This is a genomic window from Paranoxybacillus vitaminiphilus, from assembly GCF_003259935.1.
GTDB lineage: Bacteria > Bacillota > Bacilli > Bacillales > Anoxybacillaceae > Paranoxybacillus > Paranoxybacillus vitaminiphilus.
The window spans coordinates 1-20862 of sequence record NZ_QLMH01000011.1 but is presented as its reverse complement, the minus strand read 5'-3'; the positions used below and the strand labels follow the sequence as shown (position 1 = coordinate 20862).

Genomic DNA, 20862 nt, shown 5'->3' with positions numbered 1-20862 from the left:
ATTAATTCACCTCGTTCAAAAGGTCGATGATCTCCTCTTCACTTGCTGCTTCTATGATTTTTTGAATATTTTCTTCTTCTGAACAAACAATAGCAATCTTTGAAAGAATCTCGAGATGTTCGTTGTTTTTTCCAGCAATTCCAATTAGTATTTTTGCAATATTTCCATCGCCAAAATCGACCCCATCAGGTATTTGGACGACGGAAATGCCTGCGTGTTTCACTAGGCTTCTCGCCTCCTCCGTACCATGAGGAATGGCAACAAAGTTCCCCATATACGTTGATGTTAGTGCTTCCCGCTCGAACATTTTATCGACATAAGAAGGTTCAACATAACCTTGGTCAACTAAAATGTTCCCTGCTAAACGAATCGCTTCTGTTTTATCTGCAACAGATGCACGTAAAATAATATTCTCTTTCTTTAATACTGGCATTGACAATTTTGTTCACTCCTTATGATTTTCAATATACTCGTAAAAAAATTTCTCTAAATGGTGGCTTAAAAAAGAATAAATTTTTTCGTCGTCTTCTGACGCGAATAAGGCTATACTTTCTTCATCTTTAATAATTAAAGAACTAATATGACTTAAAACAGAAAGCATCTCTTGAGCAGCAGACTCTGGTGCCAACAGCAATAAGATCTTGTTCACCTTCATTTGCTTTTCATGCATGCCGGTTACTGTCTGCCATTTCGTTAACGTATAAATGGTAAAGGAAGGAAGAATAATAGCCGGACTCCGAGTATGGTACAAAGCAAAAGGAGTTTCCGGTATTCCTAATCCCCCTATTTTTTCTCTGTTTAACAATTGGGTAAGAACTTGTTCCTTATCGCTAATAACCCCTCTTTGATACAGCCGGTGACACGCTTCAGACAGCGCTTCCTCAACAGAATCTCCATCTAATTTTTGTAAAACAAAACCATTCAAAATATTGACAATTGTTTCGCTCACTTTTTGAACAGATTTGAGCTTTTCTGCAACTTTCACAGCACCTTCCATCAGTGGATGGTCCGGTTCTTTTGGAGCTTTCACTTTTTGATTTTCAAGAAATTTTTTTATTGTTGTAATTTCCCTTTCTTGAAGGATCGGGCTCACGACAAAATAATGTCCTGTAAAGTTGTGAAGCGGCACTGTAGAAACAATAAGATCATATTGTTCCATATCCGCTTCTTTCAACTCAAAAACTGATGTATGTTGAATATGCACAATGTCAGGAATTTCTTTTTTCAATCTTGTTGCTAATATTTTTGCCGTACCTAAACCGCTTGAACAGATAACTAAAGCGTGCAACCCCTTTCTTTCTCTTAATAGAGCGGAAGCAAAGTGAAGAACTAAATAACCGATTTCTTCCCTTGGAACAGTCAGATCAGGAAATACTTCTTCTACTCCTTTTTCTAACGTAGAAAAAAGCTCAGGATAGTCTTGAACAATTTTGGATAAAAGGGGATTGGCAATCCCCATGTTATGTTGTATACGATAAATCGCCGGCTTTAAATGAACGACTAAATCCTGAAATAAAGGATAATCATCTGTTAAATCTACGTTCAGTTCATGGCTGACAAAGCGAATCAACTCTTGTGCTTTGATTCCTACTTCAAAGCTAGCTTCCTCTAACATATAATCTTGACGATCTCGAAGCTTCGCTCCCATCAAATGCATCGTAATATAGCCAATTTCTTCATTCGGTATCGTTATATCGAATACATTTTCCAGCGATCTTGCAATTTTTTCGGCTGTTTTGTATTCCTTCGTTACGCGAATGGTTTCTAAATATTGTGGATCAAAATTAATCGATTCTCCTTGAATAATCCGCTCAACAGCCAAAGCAAGATGGACAACTAAGGCAACATAGGAACTATCCGCAATCGTAAAAGGAAGCTCGTCTTTAATATTCTCGATTTGCCTTTCAATGATTAATAAGTTTTTCTTATCAATGAGTCCGAGGAGCTTCTCAGTCACGATGTTGAGAGTTTCTGCCGATCGTTTTTGAATGGATTCTTTCATTAACGAAAGAAATTCATATTCACCGAAATGATTGAATAATAACTCGCTCATCATCCTCCGTTTCGCCGATTCAGATCCGGCAATTTCGACCCCATATCCTCTTTTTCGAATAAGAGAAAGCCCGTATCGTTCAATGTTTTCACTTATTTTATCTAAATCATGGCTAATGGTTGCTACGGTGACATTTAAATCATTGGCAAGAGATAAAAGCTTTACAGGCTCTACTGCCTCCAATAAAGTAATGAGGACAATCGTTTGCCGCTCCTCCGGTGTATATTCGGTATGGGATAAATGAAAAAGATGTAGTTGCAGTTCTTTTTTATTGTGATCATCTCCAACTATTTGGATGCCGACTCCCGATTTTTTTACGAGTTGCAAATGATAATCTTGCAAAATGCGTTCTACACCTTTTAAATCGCGGTGAACCGTACGATTACTTACGTTAAGCTGCTCGGCAAGCTCCCTTACCGGAATCCCTTTATCATGAGACAATAAAATATCGAGTATTTTTCTCTCTCGTGCAGATATATACATAATTTCTTCACCCGTCCCGTTCGAGCAACCATGTTGACATGATTTAGAAATCATCTTTCCAAGCAAATTTTAGAGTGTTTATTCCTTTCATACAACAAATAGATATTTCTTTTTTATCCTTTTCATTGTTGCCATTTTTAAAAATGGCATCTACCACTTTAGTTATTTTCTTTCAACGTTTTAATTAACTCGTCATATTTCGGGCTATTTAGGAAGTTTTCAACTGAAACGTGAAATGCGTTTGGCAGTTTCTCCTTTGCGCGCTCTGTTAAATTTTGATGCGTAATTACAATATCCGCATCTTCCGGAAGCTGATTGATAGCTGTATTCGTTACTTCAATATCCAATCCTGCTTTCTGTACCTTATTTCGTAAAATCGAAGCTCCCATGGCGCTTGAACCCATTCCTGCATCACAAGCAAACACAATTTTGCTTACTTTGGATGGAATGGCTGCTTCTTTTTGCAGCACAGCCGCAACCTCACTCTTTTTCCCTTTTAATTGCTGCATTTTTTCTGTCGCCTTGTTCAAGTCTTCCTCTTCTTCATTATTTTTCGCAGATTTTAAGAAAATAGAAGCGACGAGGAATGAGATCGCTGCTGCAACAACTACCCCAGCCAATACTCCAAGGTGGTTCCCCTTTGGAGTCATTGCTAACAACGCGAAAATACTTCCCGGAGATGGAACGGCTACAAGTCCTGCATTAAATAATGTAAACGTTAAAACGCCGCTCACTCCGCCAGCCATCGCTGCTAAAATTAATATCGGTTTCATTAAAATATACGGGAAGTAAATTTCGTGAATGCCTCCAAGAAAATGAATGATCACGGCACCTGGAGCAGACTGTTTTGCCGTTCCTTTACCAAACAGCCAGTAAGCAAGCAAAATACCAAGGCCAGGACCCGGGTTTGTTTCAAGCAGGAATAAAATCGATTTACCTGTTTCAGCAGCCTGCTCGATTCCAAGTGGGCTTAAAATTCCATGGTTGATCGCGTTATTTAAAAATAAAACCTTCGCAGGTTCAATAAAAATATTGGCTAACGGTAATAGTTTGAGATTGACTATTGCCTCCACACCAGCGGCTAACGTTTTGTTTAGTCCTAAAACGACTGGTCCAATTCCTTTAAAGGCAATTAACGTTAAAATCCCGCCGATAATTCCCGCTGAAAAGTTGTTGACTAGCATTTCAAATCCTTGTTTGACTTTTCCTTGGATGAGTTGGTCAAATTTCTTGATCATGTAGCCGCCAAGCGGTCCCATTATCATCGCGCCAAGAAACATCGGAATGTCAGAACCGACAATGACCCCCATTGTCGCAGTCGCACCGACGACGCCGCCGCGAACATCATAAATCATCTTACCGCCTGTATAACCAATTAATAATGGTAATAAATACGTAATCATCGGGCCGACAAGTTTGGCAAATGCTTCATTCGGCATCCATCCTGTCGGAATAAACAATGCTGTAATAAATCCCCAGGCAATAAACGCGCCAATATTAGGCATAATCATTCCACTTAAGTAACTGCCAAACCGTTGAATTCTTACACGAAAACTTGATTGATTGTCCTTTGCCTGAACCATTTTTTCAAATCCCCCTTTTTTCAATTATTACAATTTCATCTTAAAACGCTTACAAAAAGGGGTTCAACGAAAAGTAAATATCATTTTGTCTAAAACATTATTGTCATTTTTTAAAAAAGATTGAGGAATAAACATGGTAAGTGGTGAGTATTGCAACAAGCAAGCGAATATGAACCGCTCTGTTTAGAGGGAGGAACATGTTAAATTTTATTAGTTAGGAACATACATCTTGGATGGAATGGTGTATGAATAGATCTTGTTATATTATTGTAGCCAACTTTAGGTTCCGTTTTGAATGACAAAATATATAATGAAATTTTCACCCTTATCTGAAAAAAAAGAACATATTTAATTTGGCTCTTACATTCTTTTCTTGATAGGTAAAAAATATAAAAAACCTGTCAATCCATATAACAAAAAATTAAAAAACAGAAGCACAAATAGCTTCTGTCGTGACTTGAGAAGTGACAAGATTTTTTTCGCCAACCATGCTTCCGGCAAGTTGAATAATGAGCATAGAGAGACTATGATTCGATAACAAACTCACGAATAAATGAGAAAACTGGTTTAACTCTGATTCCTTCCGACTAACCGAAATAGCTTTGACAGCTTTCCTTGCCGCTTGTGCACAGGTGATCGAGCTAATTTTCAGCTCTTTTTATCAGTGCCCTCCAAGATACGCTTTCTTTACTTGTTCACTAGCGGTTAACTCTTCCGCTGAACCAGACAAGACAACCCGGCCAGATTCAATGACATAGGCACGATGAGCCACAGAAAGTGCCATCTTCGCATTTTGTTCGACCAGCAATATAGTCGTTCCAAATGAATTAATCTCTTCAATGATCCGGAAAATCGTTTTAACAAGCAAAGGGGCTAGTCCCATCGATGGCTCGTCTAACAAAAGAAGACGCGGGCGTGCCATTAAGGCGCGGCCCATGGCCAGCATTTGCTGCTCTCCCCCTGACAACGTTCCAGCAAGCTGCTTTCTACGCTCATGAAGTCGAGGAAACAGATGGTACACCTTCTCAAAATCCTGACGAATTCCATCTTTATCCTTTCTTAAAAAAGCACCTAATTCTAAGTTTTCTTCTACCGTCATATTAGCGAAAATACGACGCCCTTCCGGAACATGGGAAATTCCTTGTTTTACAATCATCTGCGCTGCTTTGCCTGCAATGGATTGTCCTTCATACAAAATGTCTCCATGTTTCGGTTTTAACAATCCGGAAATCGTCTTTAGCAGCGTACTCTTGCCAGCGCCGTTTGCTCCAATTAATGTGACAATTTCTCCTTTTTGTACCTCAAGGGAAACCCCTTTTAATGCTTGAATATTCCCGTAAAATACATCGATACTTTCTACTTTTAGCATTATGAAATCTCCTCTCCGAGATATGCTTCAATCACTTTAGGATTATTCCTGATCTCTTCAGGTGTACCATGCGCAATGAGCTGTCCGTGATCAAGCACGTAAATACGTTCGCATACTCCCATCACAAGAGGCATATCATGCTCAATAAGTAAAATCGTTAAATGGAACCTTTCTCTTATAAAAGCGATCAAATTCATCAATTCCTGTGTTTCCTGCGGATTCATTCCTGCTGCAGGCTCATCAAGCAGCAGCAATTTTGGATGCGCCGCAAGAGCTCTGGCAATCTCCAGCCGGCGTTGTTGTCCGTATGGTAAATTTTTTGCTTTTTCATACATAAAACTTTCCAGCTTGAAAATCTTTAAAAATTCGATTGCCTTTTCTTCGATTTCTTTCTCGCCGGAAAAATGAGAAGGCAGGCGAAAAATCGAGCTAAAAATGGAATGACGGGCAAGAGAATGGTATGCAACCTTGACATTATCAAGTACAGAAAGTTCACCGAACAAGCGGATGTTTTGAAATGTCCGGCTAATCCCTTTTCTTGTAATTTGGTAAGGTGCCAAGCCGTTTAACTTGTCATTCCCAAGCACAATGCTTCCTTCTGTCGGTTCATATACACCTGTCAGCAGGTTAAAGAAAGTCGTTTTACCTGCACCGTTCGGTCCAATGAGCCCAACCAATTCTCCCGCATTTAATTCGATATTTACGCCAGACAATGCTTTCAAACCGCCAAAATGAATTCCAACATTATCGGCCTTAAGCAACGGTGTGTTTGTTGTCATTCTGCTTTCCTCCTACCGCTCTACGTAACCTGAAGAATGAAGTCAATTCTTGAGTACCTAGCAACCCTTTTGGGCGATACAACATGACCAATATAAGCACGATACTATATATAATCATTCGAGTCTCCGGATAATCCTGAAGGAACGTAGAAACAACGGTCAGCAAAATCGCCGCTATCACCGCGCCAGACATGCTGCCTAATCCGCCAAGTACAACAAAAATCAAAATATCAAATGATTTCAAAAAGCCAAAATTCGTCGGCTGAATAATATAAAAGTTATGGGCATAAAGACCTCCGGCAATACCGGCAAAAAAAGAACCAATCACAAACGCGGTTACTTTATAGTACGTTGTATTAATTCCCATTGAATCTGCGGCGATTTCATCCTCACGAATCGAAATGCAGGCACGGCCGTGAGTGGAGTTTGTAAAGTTGGCAATGACAATAATGGTCATAAGCAGACAGAAAAATACCCACGGCCAAGTTGTAAGGTGGGTTACTGTCATACCGCTGGCACCACCAACATATTCCACGTTTAACAGGATGATTCGTACGATTTCCCCAAAACCAAGCGTAGCGATCGCCAAATAATCCCCTTTTAGACGGAGGGTAGGAATACCGATTAAAAGCCCCGCTACAGCAGCAGCAACACCGCCGACCAATAAAGCAAGTGCAAACGGCATTTGCAGCTTCATTGTCATAATGGCAGACGCGTAGGCTCCCACGGCAAGAAATCCGGCATGCCCTATTGAAAATTGTCCTGTAATCCCGATAATGAGATGAAGGCTTACTGCTAGAATGATATTAATAGCCATAAAAAACAAAGTATTAATATAAAACGAATTTAGCATTCCTCCTGATATTAACAGCTGAACCACGGCAAAAAACACAAGCGCTAACACTATTGAGAGCCAAAACCCATTGATTCGCTTAAAGGCTGTCATGCTCTTCTACCCTCCTTATACTTTTTCTTTTACGTTTTTACCGAATAGGCCTGATGGTCGGAAAATAAGAATAAGTATAAGAACGATAAAAGCGACTCCATCACGCCAGAGAGAATATCCAAGACCGCTTACAAGTGATTCAATCACACCAAGGACAAGACCGCCGACCATAGCCCCCGGAATAATGCCGATACCGCCTAACACTGCGGCTATGAAGGCTTTTAGCCCTGGAATAATGCCCATAAGCGGTTCAATTTTAATATAGTAAACACCAAAGATGACACCCGCAGCACCTGCTAAGGCAGATCCGATTGCAAAAGTTGCCGAGATTGTATTATCCACATTAATCCCCATTAATCGGGCGGCTTCTGCATCATAAGAAACGGCACGCATCGCTTTCCCTATTTTCGTTTTATGAACGATTAACTGAAGCAAAATCATCAATACAATCGAAGTACAAAGAATCAATAATGCCTGACTGCTGATGGTCACGCCAAATATTTCAATGCTTTTCGCAGGGAGTAATGTACTAGGATATGCTTCCGGCTGAGCACCCCGTACATATATCGTTCCGTATTCAATCAAAAGCGAAACCCCGATTGCGGTAATAAGAGCGGCAATTCTTGTGGCGTTTCGCAAAGGTTTATAAGCAATCCGCTCAATGAATACACCCAATAAAGCGCATGCAATCATGGCTAATAAAAGCGCTGGGAAAAATCCTAGGTCTAAACTTGTAACCGCATAAAATCCCACAAACGCACCTACCATAAACACATCGCCATGGGCAAAATTAATAAGCCTAACAATTCCGTACACCATCGTATATCCGAGAGCAATTAGCGCATATATGCTGCCAAGAGATATTCCGTTAACGAGCTGCTGAATAAGTTCCATATTTGCACTCTCCTTGGGATATTTCATTATGAAGGATCAAAGCTAGTAAACTACCCTCCGCTTACCTTCGTTTAAAGCGGGGTTACATGCGGCTTGTATGCTATAGCCGAACGATAAGCAACATACAAGAACCCCTTTGCACTTACCCTCGTTCCGAAAACGATCGTTCTACCATCGTTACAGCACGTACGTTCGCTTTCACAATCCAAAATTCATCTCCCACTTAAAGCAACACTTTGCATGTCTTTGAAGTAGGAGAATTTTTCCAGGAGTTGGTTAAAAATCCGAAAGGGGGACATGCCCCCTATTCGACGCATACCATATGATGGTATTATGGATTCACTTTTGTTTTAAACTGTTGCACACCATCTTTATATTCAAGAATCGTTGCAGATTTAATTGGGTCATGATTCTCATCAAGAGTCAATGTTCCTGATACAAGAGAAAGGTCTTTCGTTTTTGCAAGGGCGTCTTTAATTTTCACCGGATCTGCATCTCCTGCGCGTTTAATGGCATCAGCAAGAAAATATGCCGTATCATATCCAAGCGCGTTAAACGCATCTGGAGACTTGTTGTTGTATTTTGCCTTGAAAGCTTTTACGAAATCCTGAATTTTGGAATCCGGATCATTAGAAGAATAGTGATTTGTAATAAATGTATTGTTTAGCGCTTCTTTTCCGGCAATTTCAACAAGCGTCGGAGAATCCCAGCCGTCACCGCCCATAATCGGAACTTTAATGCCAAGTTCACGTGCTTGTTTCACAATAAGACCTACTTCTTCATAATAACCAGGCAAGAAGATAAATTCCGGATTAGCCGATTTAATCCGTGTAAGAGTCGCACGGAAATCAGTGTCTTTAGCAACATATGCTTCTTCCGCTACAATCTTTCCGCCGTTTTCTTCAAACGCTTTCTTAAAAGAAGAAGCAAGTCCTTTTGAATAATCACTAGAACTGTCAATGAGCACAGCTGCATTTTTGACTTTCAAGTCATTAGTTGCAAATTTAGCTGCTACCGTACCTTGGAAAGGATCGATGAAGCATGTACGGAATACAAACTCGTTTACTTTACCGTCTTTATTTGTAATAGTAGGATTCGTGCCGGTCGGTGTAATTAACGGAATTTTGTTATCCTGTGTAACTTGGACTTGAGCAAGCGTATTTGTACTTGTTGCTGCTCCAATAATCGCTACAACTTTATCCTGGCTAATCAGTTTAATTGCCCCGTTAGTAGCTTCTGCTGCCTCAGATTTATTATCTACTTTTACAAGTTCAAGTTTTTTTCCATTAATACCTTCTTTATTAATTTCCTCGATCGCAAGTTCGAGACCTTCAGCAATGGATTGTCCATATGAAGCTACTCCACCAGACAATTCAAGGTTAGCACCGATTTTTATCGTATCGCCATCCCCGCCATTATTGCCTGATGAACTAGTTCCAGTATTTTTAGATCCACATCCTGCCAGCATACCGGCAGTGAGCATAAGTGACAAGAAAACGCCAGCTAATTTTTTCTTCTTCATAATTTACCCCCATAATAAAAATTTTTTGAAAAATCGTTGAATAACTACAATTATCTCATACACTTTTACACTTATACACACCCTTTCTATAAATTTTTACAAATAACAAAATAATAAAATTATTTTCAATCAATATAATATTACAAAAATTTTTTCTTTTCGTCTAGGTGTTTCCTTTCTTCTTTAATCTTGTATTTCCAATTAGTTAGTTGCGTCTGCAGTTCCATCTCCCACTCTCCTCTTCTGCCGTTTACATTATTACATCTGAATATTCAGACATATAGAAACAAAAGTTATTATTTATCTTTGGAATTCGGCACAACAATGAAACCTGCAACAATCATATCCAATTGGCGTCTCGAGTTGGCGGACAATTCCTGTTGTCACCGTTTCATAAAGAGAATTTATTTTCACTGTAATATTAAGCACAAAAGTTTTGACAGCGTGGTGGCTATGGTATAATAAAAAAAATTTTTGATGTGAAAGGAGACGAAACAAACTTTGAGCGCAAAGAATGAACTATTCTCCATAGAAGAAATCGAGCATTTTGTACACAATCATCATTTAGCATTTTTATACATATCGAAAACAAATTGCAGTGTTTGTCATGCTTTGCTGCCAAAAGTAGAAGAAGTCATGGCTGAATTTCCAAAGATTCAAATGGCCTTTGTCAGCGTCGATGATGTCCCGAACATAGCAGGTCACCTCTCCATATTTACTGCACCTGTTTTGATTTTATATGTCGATGGAAAAGAAGTTTTACGGGAAGCAAGGTTTGTACACATTGAGCAGTTTAAGGAGAAAGTGGAGAAAATTTATTTTTTAGCGGAGTAACTGATAGGAACTATTTTTGGAAAAGTGATAAAAAAATAAAATTATCTCCCAAGCTAGGGGGGATTTCTTTATGAAATTCCCCTGTTGTACCCGTTTTATTTTAAGAGTGGCTGTAAGGAGATTCAAAAGTTCAGTTAGCGCCCAATAACACAAAAAGAGCTGATGCTTGCTCACACCAGCCCTTTTTGCGTAAAATGATTTTATTATTCCGCCTTTGTTTTGGCTTCCATGATCAAACTGTTTTCACTTTCGTTTCCAAATGCATCCAGTGCTGTAACTTCGATTACATATGTTGTTCTAGGTTTTAAACCTTGAACCGGCAGTGTTAACAGATTTGGTACGGGATCATGATAAAATTCTGAGAAAGCCTTATATTCTTTCGCCGTTTCACCCGTTTCTTTTTCCTTCGCGTTCACTTTATAAGAATGCAGCAGTAAATTGTCAACCGCTTGCGTAAACGTTATTTCCAAGCTGCTTGCTGTTATCTTTTCCTCTGCTGCTGAAATACTGGCATCCTTCGGAAAAGAAGGTTTGATTGGATCTCTTGTTTCTGTATAATCAAATTGATTAACCTTTACTGGTAATTGGATCTCCCACGGTTCGCCTGTCCAATCATTTTTGTGGAAATCACGGCGCTTGATAACAACTTTGTTTTTATAAACTTCGACAATGAGGCCCTGGCTGATGTTTTGGTGGCCTGGAGGCAGTTCTCCTTGGAGATAGCCAGCTCCTGTCCATATATAACTTACAGAGGAAGTTCCAACTGACGTAAAATCTTTTTGATGGATTGTTCTCGGATCATCTAACGGGTAATGTGTATGGCCGGAAAAATGAATCACTTGTGGATATTCTTTTAACGTATTGTAAAGAAGTTCTCTGTTCATTTCAGTACTCCACTCACTGCCAAACACGGTATGTTTGATTGGGTGATGTTGAAAAACAAATATCGGTTTTTTCGGGTCATCCTTCTCAGCTTGTTCTAACTGCTTACCAAGCCATTGAATTTGTTCTTTGGAATAATATCCTTCTGTTAATCTGCTCTCTGTACCGAGGATGATGAAATGGTAACCTTTGATGACCTTATGATTATAAATGGATTCCATTCCGGTTTCAGTTAGAAACCTTTTTTGAGCGCCTGCTTCAGATAGTCCATTCCGGTAATCATGATTTCCGATGGTTATTAAGGAAACAGCTTTGGGGTGTTTTTTCACATTATAAAGAGAAAAGAAACGGTCATATTCTTCCTGTAACCCGTTGTCCGTTAAATCGCCAACCACCACAACAGCATCTTGTTTTGGTGCTTGCTCATTTAACTGCTCCAGCGCAACCTGAAACTTCTGCATATCGATTGTCCCGCTTTTTTTGATATGTACATCACTAATAACAGGAAACACAAGTTCAGGTTCCCTTTCTTGTCCACTTTTGCTGTTCTTTTCCTCAGCTTGTACATTCCACGACAAATCACCTGCAACAAAACGAATGACAATGAGAGCTAACCAGAATCGTTTCAGTTTTTCCAGTAATCTCCTTCCCATAATATAATCCTCCCGTTTGCTAGATTCTCCATAATCGTAACGATTGTATTTGATTTTTAAAATTTGTCATTTTCCTTCCAAACAAGGAAATAGACCAGTGTCACTTATCAAATCTCCTTAATCTCAGTACCTTCTCTTGCTAAAATCCTGTTCATTTATTTTACGTAATTTTCGAATATCTAATCGAATGAATATTTCTTTTCGTAAATCGGTTGACAAGCTTCTATGTCCATTTCAAAACCTTCCACACTATTTGCATGGAGGGAATTGAGATGAAACGGATTCACAAGACGATTTTACGTTTTCGTCACATCCATTGCCCCTACTCTTTAGAGTAAGAAACACGTTTTACATTCTTCTGTTCGGAAATTTTTAAACATATGCTATTCTAATGATATAAAAAGAAAAACAGAAAAGGTGTTTTGCATGAAATCATACATCGTCGTTGGCGGCGGAATTTTAGGAGCGTCTACCGCTTATCACTTGGCAAAAGAGGGAGCAAAAGTAACATTAGTAGATAGAGGTGACAAAGGCCAAGCAACGGATGCTGCAGCTGGGATTGTTTGTCCCTGGGTTTCCCAGCGCCGCAATAAAATTTGGTATCGCTTAGCGAAAGGCGGAGCGAGATTTTATCCTGCTTTAATAGAAGAACTTAAATCTTATGGAGAGACCGAAACGGGATATGAGCGTATAGGAGCCATCTGTCTCCATACAGATAAAGAGAAGCTTCAAAAGATCGAGGAAAGAGTATTACAACGTCGTGAAGATGCACCAGAAATGGGCGAAATTACGCGGCTGTCTCCGGAGGAAACAAAAGCACTATTTCCGCCATTGGCAGAGGAATATCGCTCCATTCACGTCAGCGGCGCCGCCCGCGTAAACGGAAGAGCCCTTCGCGACTCGTTGATTAAGGCAGCACAAAAGCTTGGGGCTACTTATATCAGAGGAAACGCAAAACTCATCCATGAAGGTTCTCGAGTAATAGGTGTCGAAGCAGAAGGAAAACAATATGTCGGAGATGCCGTCATTGCAACGGCTGGTGCGTGGTCAAAAGAGCTGCTTCTACCGTTAGGTGTTGAATTTTTAGTGGTGCCGCAAAGAGCACAAATCGTTCACCTTGAAAGACCAGAAGAAGATACAGACAACTGGCCCGTTGTCATGCCGCCAAACAATCAATATCTCCTTGCCTTTAAAGATGGCCGTATCGTTGTCGGAGCAACACATGAAGATGATGTTGGCATCGACTACAGAGTAACGGCTGGTGGACTGTACGAAGTTTTAGACAAAGCGTTAACCGTAGCCCCAGGGTTGGCCCATTGTACCCATCTCGAAACAAGAGTCGGCTTTCGTCCATACACTCCTGGGTTTCTTCCGGTCTTTGGAGCTCTTCCAGGTTTTAAAGGCATCTATGTCGCCAACGGATTAGGCGCATCCGGACTGACAGCAGGCCCTTACTTAGGTTCTGAACTGGCGAAGCTTGTGCTCGGAAAACCAACAGAATTAGACCCTCATGACTATGATGTCGCTGGAGCCATTAAGAAAATGGAATAAACGAACAGCATTTCATACGGAATTGTACCCGGATGAGCCTCTCTTACTTACATGGGGAGACTTGTCAGAAAACGAAAAAGCTGACCGTGTGGTGTACTCCAATACCATTTTGTACATTGAAGGCTTTTTGCCATGCCGAAACAATTCATCAGTTATATATAACTTCAATCATGATTTTATTTCATACCAATTTACATGAACTTCGAATGTTATTCATAAAGATAAAAATGGGGATTTCTATTTTATTAAAACGCTTTTGGGAACACTGAAAAAAAGAATGAGCGACAACAAAGGCCAACACCGCGCACCGAAAATGTAACAACTTATCCAACAATCAAAATCCGAGGACAACATTGCCTCGGATTTTTTTCAGCAACATTCAGGCGATGACAAATACGCACTCCGAGGAAAAAACGAAAAACAGAAATTTCAAATTCATTCTTATAAGAGTAAAAGGTTGTATGCTGCCATAAAGAAAGAGAGGTGACTGTCATTACAGTGCAACTCTCCTTCGCTTCAATACGATCAACCTTGGACAAGATTCGGGTGGCACAGGCACTTATCCCCTATCCTCTATCACTACGCGTTAAACTTCCCGTTGTTCTTCCCGGAAATACAGGTAGGATTTAACAAATAAATATACAACGCTGCTTAACATAATGGCTAAAAGCAAGATAAAACTCCGTATCCCTTCAATACATACCGTCAGCACCAATGCTAAGCTAAGCCCATGAACACAAACACTTTTCCGCCTATACGATGCGTCTTATTCCAAACCGTTTCATTCGCTAACGTTCAAAGTGTTCGAATCCCAACGAAGTAGTTATGTTTGAATTTTGGCATGTAGTTTCCTAATACAATCAATAAAACACCAATACCGATTGGCACAAATCGATCCACATCTACAGGAAACCCTAAGTTATAGGCTAATGTAATGATATGAAATGCGATAAACGCGTTGATTAAAAGATTATAACTCCCTTTAAATTTTTCATAGTTTGCTTTTTTCGGATCTATTTTTGGTAAAAGAGCCATTAACAACACGATCCAAGTCATGATGAAAGGAAGACTAAACGCCCCAAACCATTTGCTGCTGTATCTGTCCGCTTCACCAACCGTGTTCCAATGAACGGCCGCTTCATCCGGTAAATAGGGGATGGCAATCAAACTTAACAAATAACTAAAAAGAAGAATAGTCTCGCTTTTTTGCTTTATTTGGATGGATTGACCAAAATTTTAATTTGATTTTTGTTCTTCGTTAACGCCTCAAAACCTTCTGATACGATTTCATCTAAGCTGATATATTTGGTGACTAAATCCAATGCTTTGATTTGGCCGTTCGCAATTAGTTGAATGACTTGCGGGAAAATGTTACGATACGCAATAATGCTTGTCATTTTCCTTTCTGTCAAAATAAGATTGTTCAACGGAATAGTTGCCGCCTTTTCCCAAATGCTGATATTTACCACATTTCCTTCCATTTTTGTAGATTGAATCGCTGCGTTTAACGCTGCATCAATTCCAGCAACTTCAAATGTTACATCTACCCCTAACCCATCTGTATGAGATTTGATTTCGTTCACAACGTCTTTTTCTAACGGATTGATGACAACATCCGCTCCCACTTTTTTGGCAAACTCCTGACGTTCAGGTGAAATTTCCGCTGCGATAATTTTACTTGCCCCCGCCGCTCTTGCTGCCTGAATCACAAGCAAGCCGATAGGTCCTGTTCCAAATACCGCAACCGTATCTCCAAGTTTTAAATCGCTTTGACGAACGGCATGAACAGCAACCGCTGTAGGCTCTACCAGCGCTGCTTGCTCCCAAGACATTTGTTCAGGAATTTTATGCACCATGCTGGAAGGAACAACGCTGTATTCCGCAAATCCTCCATAACCGCCAGACAAACCAACAAACCCTAATTTTTCACAAACATTGTAATGCCCTTTTTTACAAGACGCACACTCACCGCAGCTGTAAATCGGTTCTACGCACACGCGGTCCCCTACTTTTACGTTTGTCACCCCTTCACCGACTTCTACTACTTCCCCTGCATATTCATGTCCCATCACAATCGGTGCTTTATCTTTTGAAAGCGGATGCGGTTCACTTACAGGAACAAAAATCGGGCCTGCCAAATATTCGTGCAAATCGGAACCGCAAATCCCACAGTACGCAACTTTAATTTTCACTTGTCCCTTTGCCGCTTTCGGTTCCGGAATCTCCTCTACTCGAATATCTCTTGCGTTATACCATCTTGCTGCTCTCATATCAAACACTCCTTCTATTTTTTAGTGTCATCGACATGTTTCTACAATTTTTTGTAAAATTCCTGCATCATTTTTACACGAAATTTGAACATTTTGTAAACGTTTTATGCTCTATATAAAAAATTGAGCCAGCTACATACCATTTAATTTCCAAAATGCTTTATTCATCATCATAGCTGCTACTTCTACTGCTTCTGACTTCGTAGCTTGCTATGCGTATAAAAAGAACCTGAACGGTGTCAACTCTGGCTTTTTACAAACCGAAAGTTTAGGTAAAAACTAAACTGCAAACATGAAAGAAAACTTTTTGTTCATCATTCATACACTTCTCTCAGAATAATGAAAAACTTCACTTTTTCAAACGTTACTGAACAACAAACAAAAATATCGAAATTTGTTGTCAAAAAGTTTACAAAGTGCTTAAAAAGGAATGGAATCATTTGCTAATGGCGTGTAAAATAAAAGCGGAAGGCAAACAGATGGGATATAGCATATTCATTGCTAGGCTTCTTCCCTTAGGAGGCTTAATGAGCATACCTCTTCGAAGTATAACAGCATCTGCCCCTAAATCACCTTCTAACAAAAAAGACAGGAGTGGGACAATGAAAACAGCTATTGTATTCGGAGCAACAGGCGGAATGGGAAACGCCCTTGTGGAAGCTCTTGTGAAACGAGGAATTTCCGTAATTGCTTTCGCGCGTTCAGAGCACGTCCTATTAGAAAAACAAAAAAACTGGGGAGCTTTAGCCATCCCAATGGTCGGCGATGCAATGAAACAGGAAGATGTCAAAGAAGCCGTCAGGAAAGCTGACCTTATCTTCCATTCTATAAACATACCTTATCAGCATTGGGAGCCTAACCTTAAAATCATTCTCTCGAATATTCTAGAATCATGCCGGATTGAAAATAAACCCTTCATCTATGTGGACAATATCTACTCCTATGGAATACAGGAACACAAAACCACTGAATCTGCACGAAAGAATCCACACACAAAAAAAGGAAAACTGCGCTTCAAACTATTGGAACAAATCGAGCAGTCTGGAGTCCAGTACTTAGTTGCACACTTTCCCGACTTTTACGGTCCAAACGCTGGAAATACGCTGCTCCACTTTACTTTTCAACAGATGCTAAAAAAGAACACGGTTTTCTATGTGGGAGATACATCCATTCAAAGAGAATTTATCTACATAAAAGATGGAGCCGAAGCATTAGTAGAGCTGTCGCTAAGAGAAGACTCCTTTGGACAGACATGGAACATTCCTGGAGCCGGCACAATTTCTGGACAGGAAATTGCCAAGATCGCTGGAGAATATTTAAAAAAAGAAATCCGCATAAAGCCGATCTATAAATGGATGATCCAGCTGGTTGGCTTGTTTGACCCTTTTATGAGAGAATATGCAGAAATGATGTATTTAAACGAAAAGCCCGTCATATTAGACGGCAGCAAGTATGAAAGATTAATAGGCCCCATTCCGCGAACACCCTATAAGATAGGAATCAAAGAAACATTAAAACAAATGAAATCGTAAAAAAAGCTGTACCCCCAAATAATATGAAGAGTCTAGGCATTGGATTCACAAATAAGCAGGCAATCGCATATATTACCAAATAACAGGACGCTAGGAGGAACTTTATTATGCCCTCTATGATCAACATTTATTTGATTAAAATTAACAATATATCTAACAATGGCTCGGTTAATATTGGAGAAACGCTTAATAATGCCCCTACAGCCAACAGCAAATTACAAGGACAGAATTCCTCATATGGAGATCTCTCTCCTACAACTGCGGGAATGGAAAATGTATTTATCGATCCTGATGTCAATGATCTGGGTGATATCGCCAATCCTGCTAATGTAAATGCAATCCAGGATTAAACAGGAACGGTTAAAAAAGGTATAAAACAGATTCATGCCCCTAAATCATACAGTGTTGAATTTTTATCTTAGAGGAAAGTTTCATAAAGGAAAATGCTTATAAAAAAGGAAGGAGGAGTAAGTATGCCTTTTGTTATCAACATTTTTAACATGAAAACAAATGGAGTTACACAAAATGGAAATATCGATATAGGCGGTACCGTTCATAACAGCCATACGGCTAACTCGAAAAATATAGGTACTAATATCTCGTTAGGGGATTTTTCACCTACTAGCTCATGGATGGCCAGCGGATATTTTGATACCGATGTAAGCGATCAAGATCAAATTCTGAACCCATCATTACCTGTAGCCAATCAATTTTAACCACAAAGGAGGTTAATGAATGTTTCCTTTCCAATCACTCTTTCCTTTTAAAGATGGAATTCAAAAATGGCTGCAACAATCACATTCCACGGAAATTGAAAAATATGTCCAAGATTCTATTTCCAAATCGATTACGAATTCCATGCAAATGTATGGACATCATGCAGAAATCTTAAAAAAACTGTTCAGAAACGGCGAACCCACAAGCTCTCACACGTCTGATCACTCCATCGTTGCTCCCACACTCGATGTAAATATATTCGAATCCCATGACGATATCTATTTAAAAATACCGGTTAAAGATTCCTCCCAATTATCCCAACTGAAAATTTTTCATACATCGAATCAAGCGATCATTGAAGGCATTCCTTCCCCTGAAGATCGCCATGTCATTTCCCTGCCATCCATCGTGAAAAAGAAAGGAGCTTCTACGAACTATAAAGACGGCATTTTGCAAATAAAAATTCCGAAGCGAATCGATTTTCAGTACACAGAAATAGACGTCCCTAATATTGATTGAGGACGTCTTGTCTTTTGTCAAAATTACGCCACTCAGCCAACAAGCTCTGGACTATATTTACAGCTGAAGCATTTTTAAAGGAATGAATCTTCAATCGAAAAATATGAATATTTACATAGGCACCAGCCAATATACCTTCCTCTTTTTCACAAAATATATGGAAGTTCCCGTTTTTTATGAGACAAATGAAGGAGGAGTGCGCCTTGGATTTTGAAAAATTAAAGCAATGGATGGAAATTGCACAGAAATACCATTCAGGTTATTTTTGGAATAATGTATTTGATCAAGATTCCTCCACAAAGTTTATGCAGGAAATGGACGAAGAGAGGGAAACAGAAAAACAGGAATGCAAAACTGTCCCCCATTTTCCGCGAACGGATATTTATTTAACAGATTCGCAAGTAATCATTTTGATTGAATTACCCGGATTCCGCAAAGATGATATTCAACTATTCGTATCCGGTAATCAGTTAGTCGTAAAAGGAAACGGTAAATCACCAATAATTCCTGTTTTCACTATCCAAAATGAACGGATATATGGAGAATTTCAAAGAACCATTGAACTTCCAGAACCGACAGAAGGTAAAAATATTACAGCAAGATTTGATAACGGACTGCTCATTTTATCTTATATGAGAAAATATAGTCATGCAGAACGCATCGTAATTGAATAATATCTCGCTTTTTTCGCTCTGCTTACCAAAAAAATCATTCCGAAGCAAGAAGGCATACTCCATCTACACTTTGCTCTTCAAATTCTTGTTTTTTGTTTATTGCATGCTTCCCTACTTGGAGTGCGTTAGCCATGGAAATATTGCTGTGTGTACTTATCAGTTCATCTTGATTACTATGCTTACTCCTTCTTCATTTATGTGGCAAAAATAAAAAAAGTGTGGGGAATGATATGCCTATAAAAAAGATCTTTAACAAAAATGCTCATCATGAAGGATTTAGATATAATCAAGCAAAAAATCGAATTTCTAGAAAAACAATTAAAAAAGCTTAACACGTTTGAAGTTCAGATTAAGCGGTTAGCCAACCTCGAAAAGCAGCTTGGCCCCCTCTCCGTTTTAAAAGAACACTTAAATAAGGAAAAAAATCATCCTATTCCTGAGCGAACCTACAGTCGCAAACAGCCTTCATTCGAGGAGTGGGAAAAACGAATACTTGCAAAAATAGAACAGCACATTGTCAGCAAGCTGGAGCCATATTATAGACACCTAACAGATGTAGAAAAACGTCTCTCCCATTTAGAAACGAGCCTTTCTGACCTGGAAAAACAAATGAAGACACACAGCTCCCAGCTTAACGAATTGCGAGAAGAAACCGGACATATGAAGCAACGACAAAACATGAACGAAAAATCAACAAGCCAGCCGGTTATCTTTCAAGAAATCAATATTGACAAAATACTTCTTGATAAATATGAACTGAACAACAATATTGCTCAACTAGGTATTAAAGACTTAAGCGGCAGCTTAAACATCGGAACGACTTATGAAAAAGGCATCATTCCTCCTGAGCTGGCCGAGGAATGGAAAGAAAAAATGGAAAAACTAAAGCAAACACACGATTCGTCCTATCAAGAAGAAGACTATGCAAAGATGACTAGTGAAAATAAGCCGCCATGTGGAAAAACTCTTTCCGAGGGAGCATCCAATGGTCAAAATGGCGGGGAATTTGACGCTTAAAAGTCTTTTGGGGGAATTTTGAGAAAAATAGAGAGGTTAACCTAAACAACTCAATACTCCCCTGCCAAATGAATCCCTTTCGAGCTTTTATTCATTTGATAAAGAAAACAAACAAAAAAGACAGAAACGCCACAGATTCTGTCTTCACTCATCACTTTTTTATCAAACTCTTTTTTCCAGCACGATTTTTCGATAGATCCCTTGCATCATCACATCCGTATCCTCCACTAAATGACATTCATGTTTCACGCTCTCATACATTTTTTCAAATGAAACGCCTATATCCGTTCCCAATAACTTGATGAAAGGACGAATGATTTTTTTTTACAATCGAAAGCTCTTTATGTCTAGGTACAAATTTGTCAAATATAAGAATGCGTCCACCTTTTTTCGTTACCCGCACCATTTCTAACAACGCTTTCTCAGGATTTGGTACAACGCTGACGATCAAACTGGCAACAATCATATCAAACGAATGATCTGGAAAAGTTGAACTACCACTAGGCTAAAGCCATAGTGGATTCCTAAGTACAGAGTTCTATCGAACTCTAATTGATTAGGCTATCCCCGTAGTTCCTACGGTT

At 39.4% G+C, this 20862-nt stretch carries 20 protein-coding genes and 1 pseudogene; 8 read left to right on the top strand and 13 right to left on the bottom strand.

The window, feature by feature from the left end; genetic code table 11:
• Position 1: 1 nt before the first annotated feature.
• The 8 genes from B0I26_RS12380 to B0I26_RS12345 all read right to left on the bottom strand — a co-directional run bounded on the left by B0I26_RS12380 (position 2) and on the right by B0I26_RS12345 (position 9629).
• Positions 2-433, bottom strand: coding sequence for a PTS sugar transporter subunit IIA (locus B0I26_RS12380; RefSeq protein ID WP_181502896.1), 432 nt, complete (start codon positions 431-433; stop codon positions 2-4).
• Positions 434-445: 12 nt separating this feature from the next.
• Positions 446-2536 carry a BglG family transcription antiterminator gene (locus B0I26_RS12375; RefSeq protein WP_111645746.1) on the bottom strand — a complete coding sequence of 697 codons (2091 nt, stop codon included), beginning with the start codon at positions 2534-2536 and terminating at the stop codon, positions 446-448.
• Between the two features lie 158 nt (positions 2537-2694).
• Positions 2695-4119: a PTS mannitol transporter subunit IICB gene (locus tag B0I26_RS12370; protein WP_111645745.1), complete on the bottom strand. Its 1425-nt coding sequence runs from the start codon at positions 4117-4119 to the stop codon at positions 2695-2697.
• 661 nt (positions 4120-4780) lie between these two features.
• Positions 4781-5488: an ABC transporter ATP-binding protein gene (locus tag B0I26_RS12365; RefSeq protein WP_111645744.1), complete on the bottom strand. Its 708-nt coding sequence runs from the start codon at positions 5486-5488 to the stop codon at positions 4781-4783.
• On the bottom strand, positions 5488-6267 hold the full coding sequence (locus tag B0I26_RS12360) for an ABC transporter ATP-binding protein (RefSeq protein WP_111645743.1): 780 nt from the start codon (positions 6265-6267) through the stop codon (positions 5488-5490). Before B0I26_RS12360 ends, B0I26_RS12365 begins: the two co-directional genes overlap by 1 nt.
• Positions 6242-7213 carry a branched-chain amino acid ABC transporter permease gene (locus B0I26_RS12355; RefSeq protein ID WP_111645742.1) on the bottom strand — a complete coding sequence of 324 codons (972 nt, stop codon included), beginning with the start codon at positions 7211-7213 and terminating at the stop codon, positions 6242-6244. Before B0I26_RS12355 ends, B0I26_RS12360 begins: the two co-directional genes overlap by 26 nt.
• Before the next feature lie 15 nt (positions 7214-7228).
• Positions 7229-8107, bottom strand: coding sequence for a branched-chain amino acid ABC transporter permease (locus B0I26_RS12350; protein WP_111645741.1), 879 nt, complete (start codon positions 8105-8107; stop codon positions 7229-7231).
• A gap of 331 nt (positions 8108-8438) precedes the next feature.
• Positions 8439-9629, bottom strand: coding sequence for an ABC transporter substrate-binding protein (locus B0I26_RS12345; protein WP_111645740.1), 1191 nt, complete (start codon positions 9627-9629; stop codon positions 8439-8441).
• A gap of 501 nt (positions 9630-10130) precedes the next feature.
• Between B0I26_RS12345 and B0I26_RS12340 the strand changes: the two genes are divergently transcribed.
• Positions 10131-10463, top strand: coding sequence for a thioredoxin family protein (locus B0I26_RS12340; RefSeq protein ID WP_111645739.1), 333 nt, complete (start codon positions 10131-10133; stop codon positions 10461-10463).
• A gap of 203 nt (positions 10464-10666) precedes the next feature.
• On the opposite strand, the gene B0I26_RS12335 is transcribed toward B0I26_RS12340, so the two are convergent.
• Positions 10667-11998 (bottom strand): metallophosphoesterase, encoded by a 1332-nt coding sequence (locus B0I26_RS12335; protein ID WP_111645738.1) that lies wholly within the window; start codon positions 11996-11998, stop codon positions 10667-10669.
• Between the two features lie 426 nt (positions 11999-12424).
• On the opposite strand from B0I26_RS12335, the gene B0I26_RS12330 reads away from it, so the two are divergent.
• On the top strand, positions 12425-13549 hold the full coding sequence (locus B0I26_RS12330) for an NAD(P)/FAD-dependent oxidoreductase (RefSeq protein ID WP_111645737.1): 1125 nt from the start codon (positions 12425-12427) through the stop codon (positions 13547-13549).
• A 717-nt stretch (positions 13550-14266) separates the two neighbouring features.
• On the opposite strand, the pseudogene B0I26_RS18930 reads toward B0I26_RS12330, so the two are convergent.
• The 3 genes and pseudogenes from B0I26_RS18930 to B0I26_RS12320 form a co-directional block, all read right to left on the bottom strand.
• Positions 14267-14311 (bottom strand): annotated as a pseudogene (locus tag B0I26_RS18930) (hypothetical protein); the annotation flags it as partial.
• Between the two features lie 33 nt (positions 14312-14344).
• Positions 14345-14725 carry an SdpI family protein gene (locus B0I26_RS18925; RefSeq protein WP_342767126.1) on the bottom strand — a complete coding sequence of 127 codons (381 nt, stop codon included), beginning with the start codon at positions 14723-14725 and terminating at the stop codon, positions 14345-14347.
• A gap of 35 nt (positions 14726-14760) precedes the next feature.
• Complete coding sequence (locus B0I26_RS12320; RefSeq protein ID WP_111645736.1) at positions 14761-15819, bottom strand: 2,3-butanediol dehydrogenase; 1059 nt, start codon at positions 15817-15819, stop codon at positions 14761-14763.
• Between the two features lie 416 nt (positions 15820-16235).
• On the opposite strand from B0I26_RS12320, the gene B0I26_RS12315 reads away from it, so the two are divergent.
• From B0I26_RS12315 to B0I26_RS12290, 6 genes are all read left to right on the top strand, one after another.
• Positions 16236-17351 (top strand): SDR family NAD(P)-dependent oxidoreductase, encoded by a 1116-nt coding sequence (locus B0I26_RS12315; protein ID WP_245934780.1) that lies wholly within the window; start codon positions 16236-16238, stop codon positions 17349-17351.
• A 107-nt stretch (positions 17352-17458) separates the two neighbouring features.
• Entirely contained in the window at positions 17459-17701 is a 243-nt protein-coding gene (locus B0I26_RS12310) for a spore germination protein (RefSeq protein WP_111645735.1), read from the top strand.
• Between the two features lie 123 nt (positions 17702-17824).
• The gene (locus B0I26_RS12305; RefSeq protein ID WP_111645734.1) at positions 17825-18067 is read left to right on the top strand and encodes a spore germination protein; all 243 of its coding nucleotides are present in this window, start codon (positions 17825-17827) and stop codon (positions 18065-18067) included.
• A gap of 19 nt (positions 18068-18086) precedes the next feature.
• Positions 18087-18587 (top strand): Hsp20/alpha crystallin family protein, encoded by a 501-nt coding sequence (locus tag B0I26_RS12300; protein WP_111645733.1) that lies wholly within the window; start codon positions 18087-18089, stop codon positions 18585-18587.
• Positions 18588-18790: 203 nt separating this feature from the next.
• Complete coding sequence (locus B0I26_RS12295; RefSeq protein WP_181502892.1) at positions 18791-19261, top strand: Hsp20/alpha crystallin family protein; 471 nt, start codon at positions 18791-18793, stop codon at positions 19259-19261.
• Positions 19262-19528: 267 nt separating this feature from the next.
• Positions 19529-20278, top strand: a complete 750-nt coding sequence (locus tag B0I26_RS12290; protein ID WP_146612808.1) for a hypothetical protein — start codon at positions 19529-19531, stop codon at positions 20276-20278.
• A 265-nt stretch (positions 20279-20543) separates the two neighbouring features.
• On the opposite strand, the gene B0I26_RS18640 is transcribed toward B0I26_RS12290, so the two are convergent.
• On the bottom strand, positions 20544-20744 hold the full coding sequence (locus tag B0I26_RS18640) for a class I SAM-dependent methyltransferase (RefSeq protein ID WP_245934779.1): 201 nt from the start codon (positions 20742-20744) through the stop codon (positions 20544-20546).
• Between the last annotated feature and the right edge of the window lie 118 nt (positions 20745-20862).

Bases quoted from the DNA above. Each gene is read 5' to 3' on its own strand.
- B0I26_RS12355 (WP_111645742.1), bottom strand. From the start codon at position 7,213: ATGACAGCCTTTAAGCGAATCAATGGGTTTTGGCTCTCAATAGTGTTA.
- B0I26_RS12380 (WP_181502896.1), bottom strand. From the start codon at position 433: ATGCCAGTATTAAAGAAAGAGAATATTATTTTACGTGCATCTGTTGCA.
- B0I26_RS12360 (WP_111645743.1), bottom strand. From the start codon at position 6,267: ATGACAACAAACACACCGTTGCTTAAGGCCGATAATGTTGGAATTCAT.
- B0I26_RS12305 (WP_111645734.1), top strand. From the start codon at position 17,825: ATGCCTTTTGTTATCAACATTTTTAACATGAAAACAAATGGAGTTACA.
- B0I26_RS12330 (WP_111645737.1), top strand. From the start codon at position 12,425: ATGAAATCATACATCGTCGTTGGCGGCGGAATTTTAGGAGCGTCTACC.
- B0I26_RS12350 (WP_111645741.1), bottom strand. From the start codon at position 8,107: ATGGAACTTATTCAGCAGCTCGTTAACGGAATATCTCTTGGCAGCATA.
- B0I26_RS12365 (WP_111645744.1), bottom strand. From the start codon at position 5,488: ATGCTAAAAGTAGAAAGTATCGATGTATTTTACGGGAATATTCAAGCA.
- B0I26_RS12335 (WP_111645738.1), bottom strand. From the start codon at position 11,998: ATGGGAAGGAGATTACTGGAAAAACTGAAACGATTCTGGTTAGCTCTC.
- B0I26_RS12320 (WP_111645736.1), bottom strand. From the start codon at position 15,819: ATGAGAGCAGCAAGATGGTATAACGCAAGAGATATTCGAGTAGAGGAG.
- B0I26_RS12290 (WP_146612808.1), top strand. From the start codon at position 19,529: ATGAAGGATTTAGATATAATCAAGCAAAAAATCGAATTTCTAGAAAAA.
- B0I26_RS12370 (WP_111645745.1), bottom strand. From the start codon at position 4,119: ATGGTTCAGGCAAAGGACAATCAATCAAGTTTTCGTGTAAGAATTCAA.
- B0I26_RS12300 (WP_111645733.1), top strand. From the start codon at position 18,087: ATGTTTCCTTTCCAATCACTCTTTCCTTTTAAAGATGGAATTCAAAAA.
- B0I26_RS12345 (WP_111645740.1), bottom strand. From the start codon at position 9,629: ATGAAGAAGAAAAAATTAGCTGGCGTTTTCTTGTCACTTATGCTCACT.
- B0I26_RS12310 (WP_111645735.1), top strand. From the start codon at position 17,459: ATGCCCTCTATGATCAACATTTATTTGATTAAAATTAACAATATATCT.
- B0I26_RS18640 (WP_245934779.1), bottom strand. From the start codon at position 20,744: ATGATTGTTGCCAGTTTGATCGTCAGCGTTGTACCAAATCCTGAGAAA.
- B0I26_RS12375 (WP_111645746.1), bottom strand. From the start codon at position 2,536: ATGTATATATCTGCACGAGAGAGAAAAATACTCGATATTTTATTGTCT.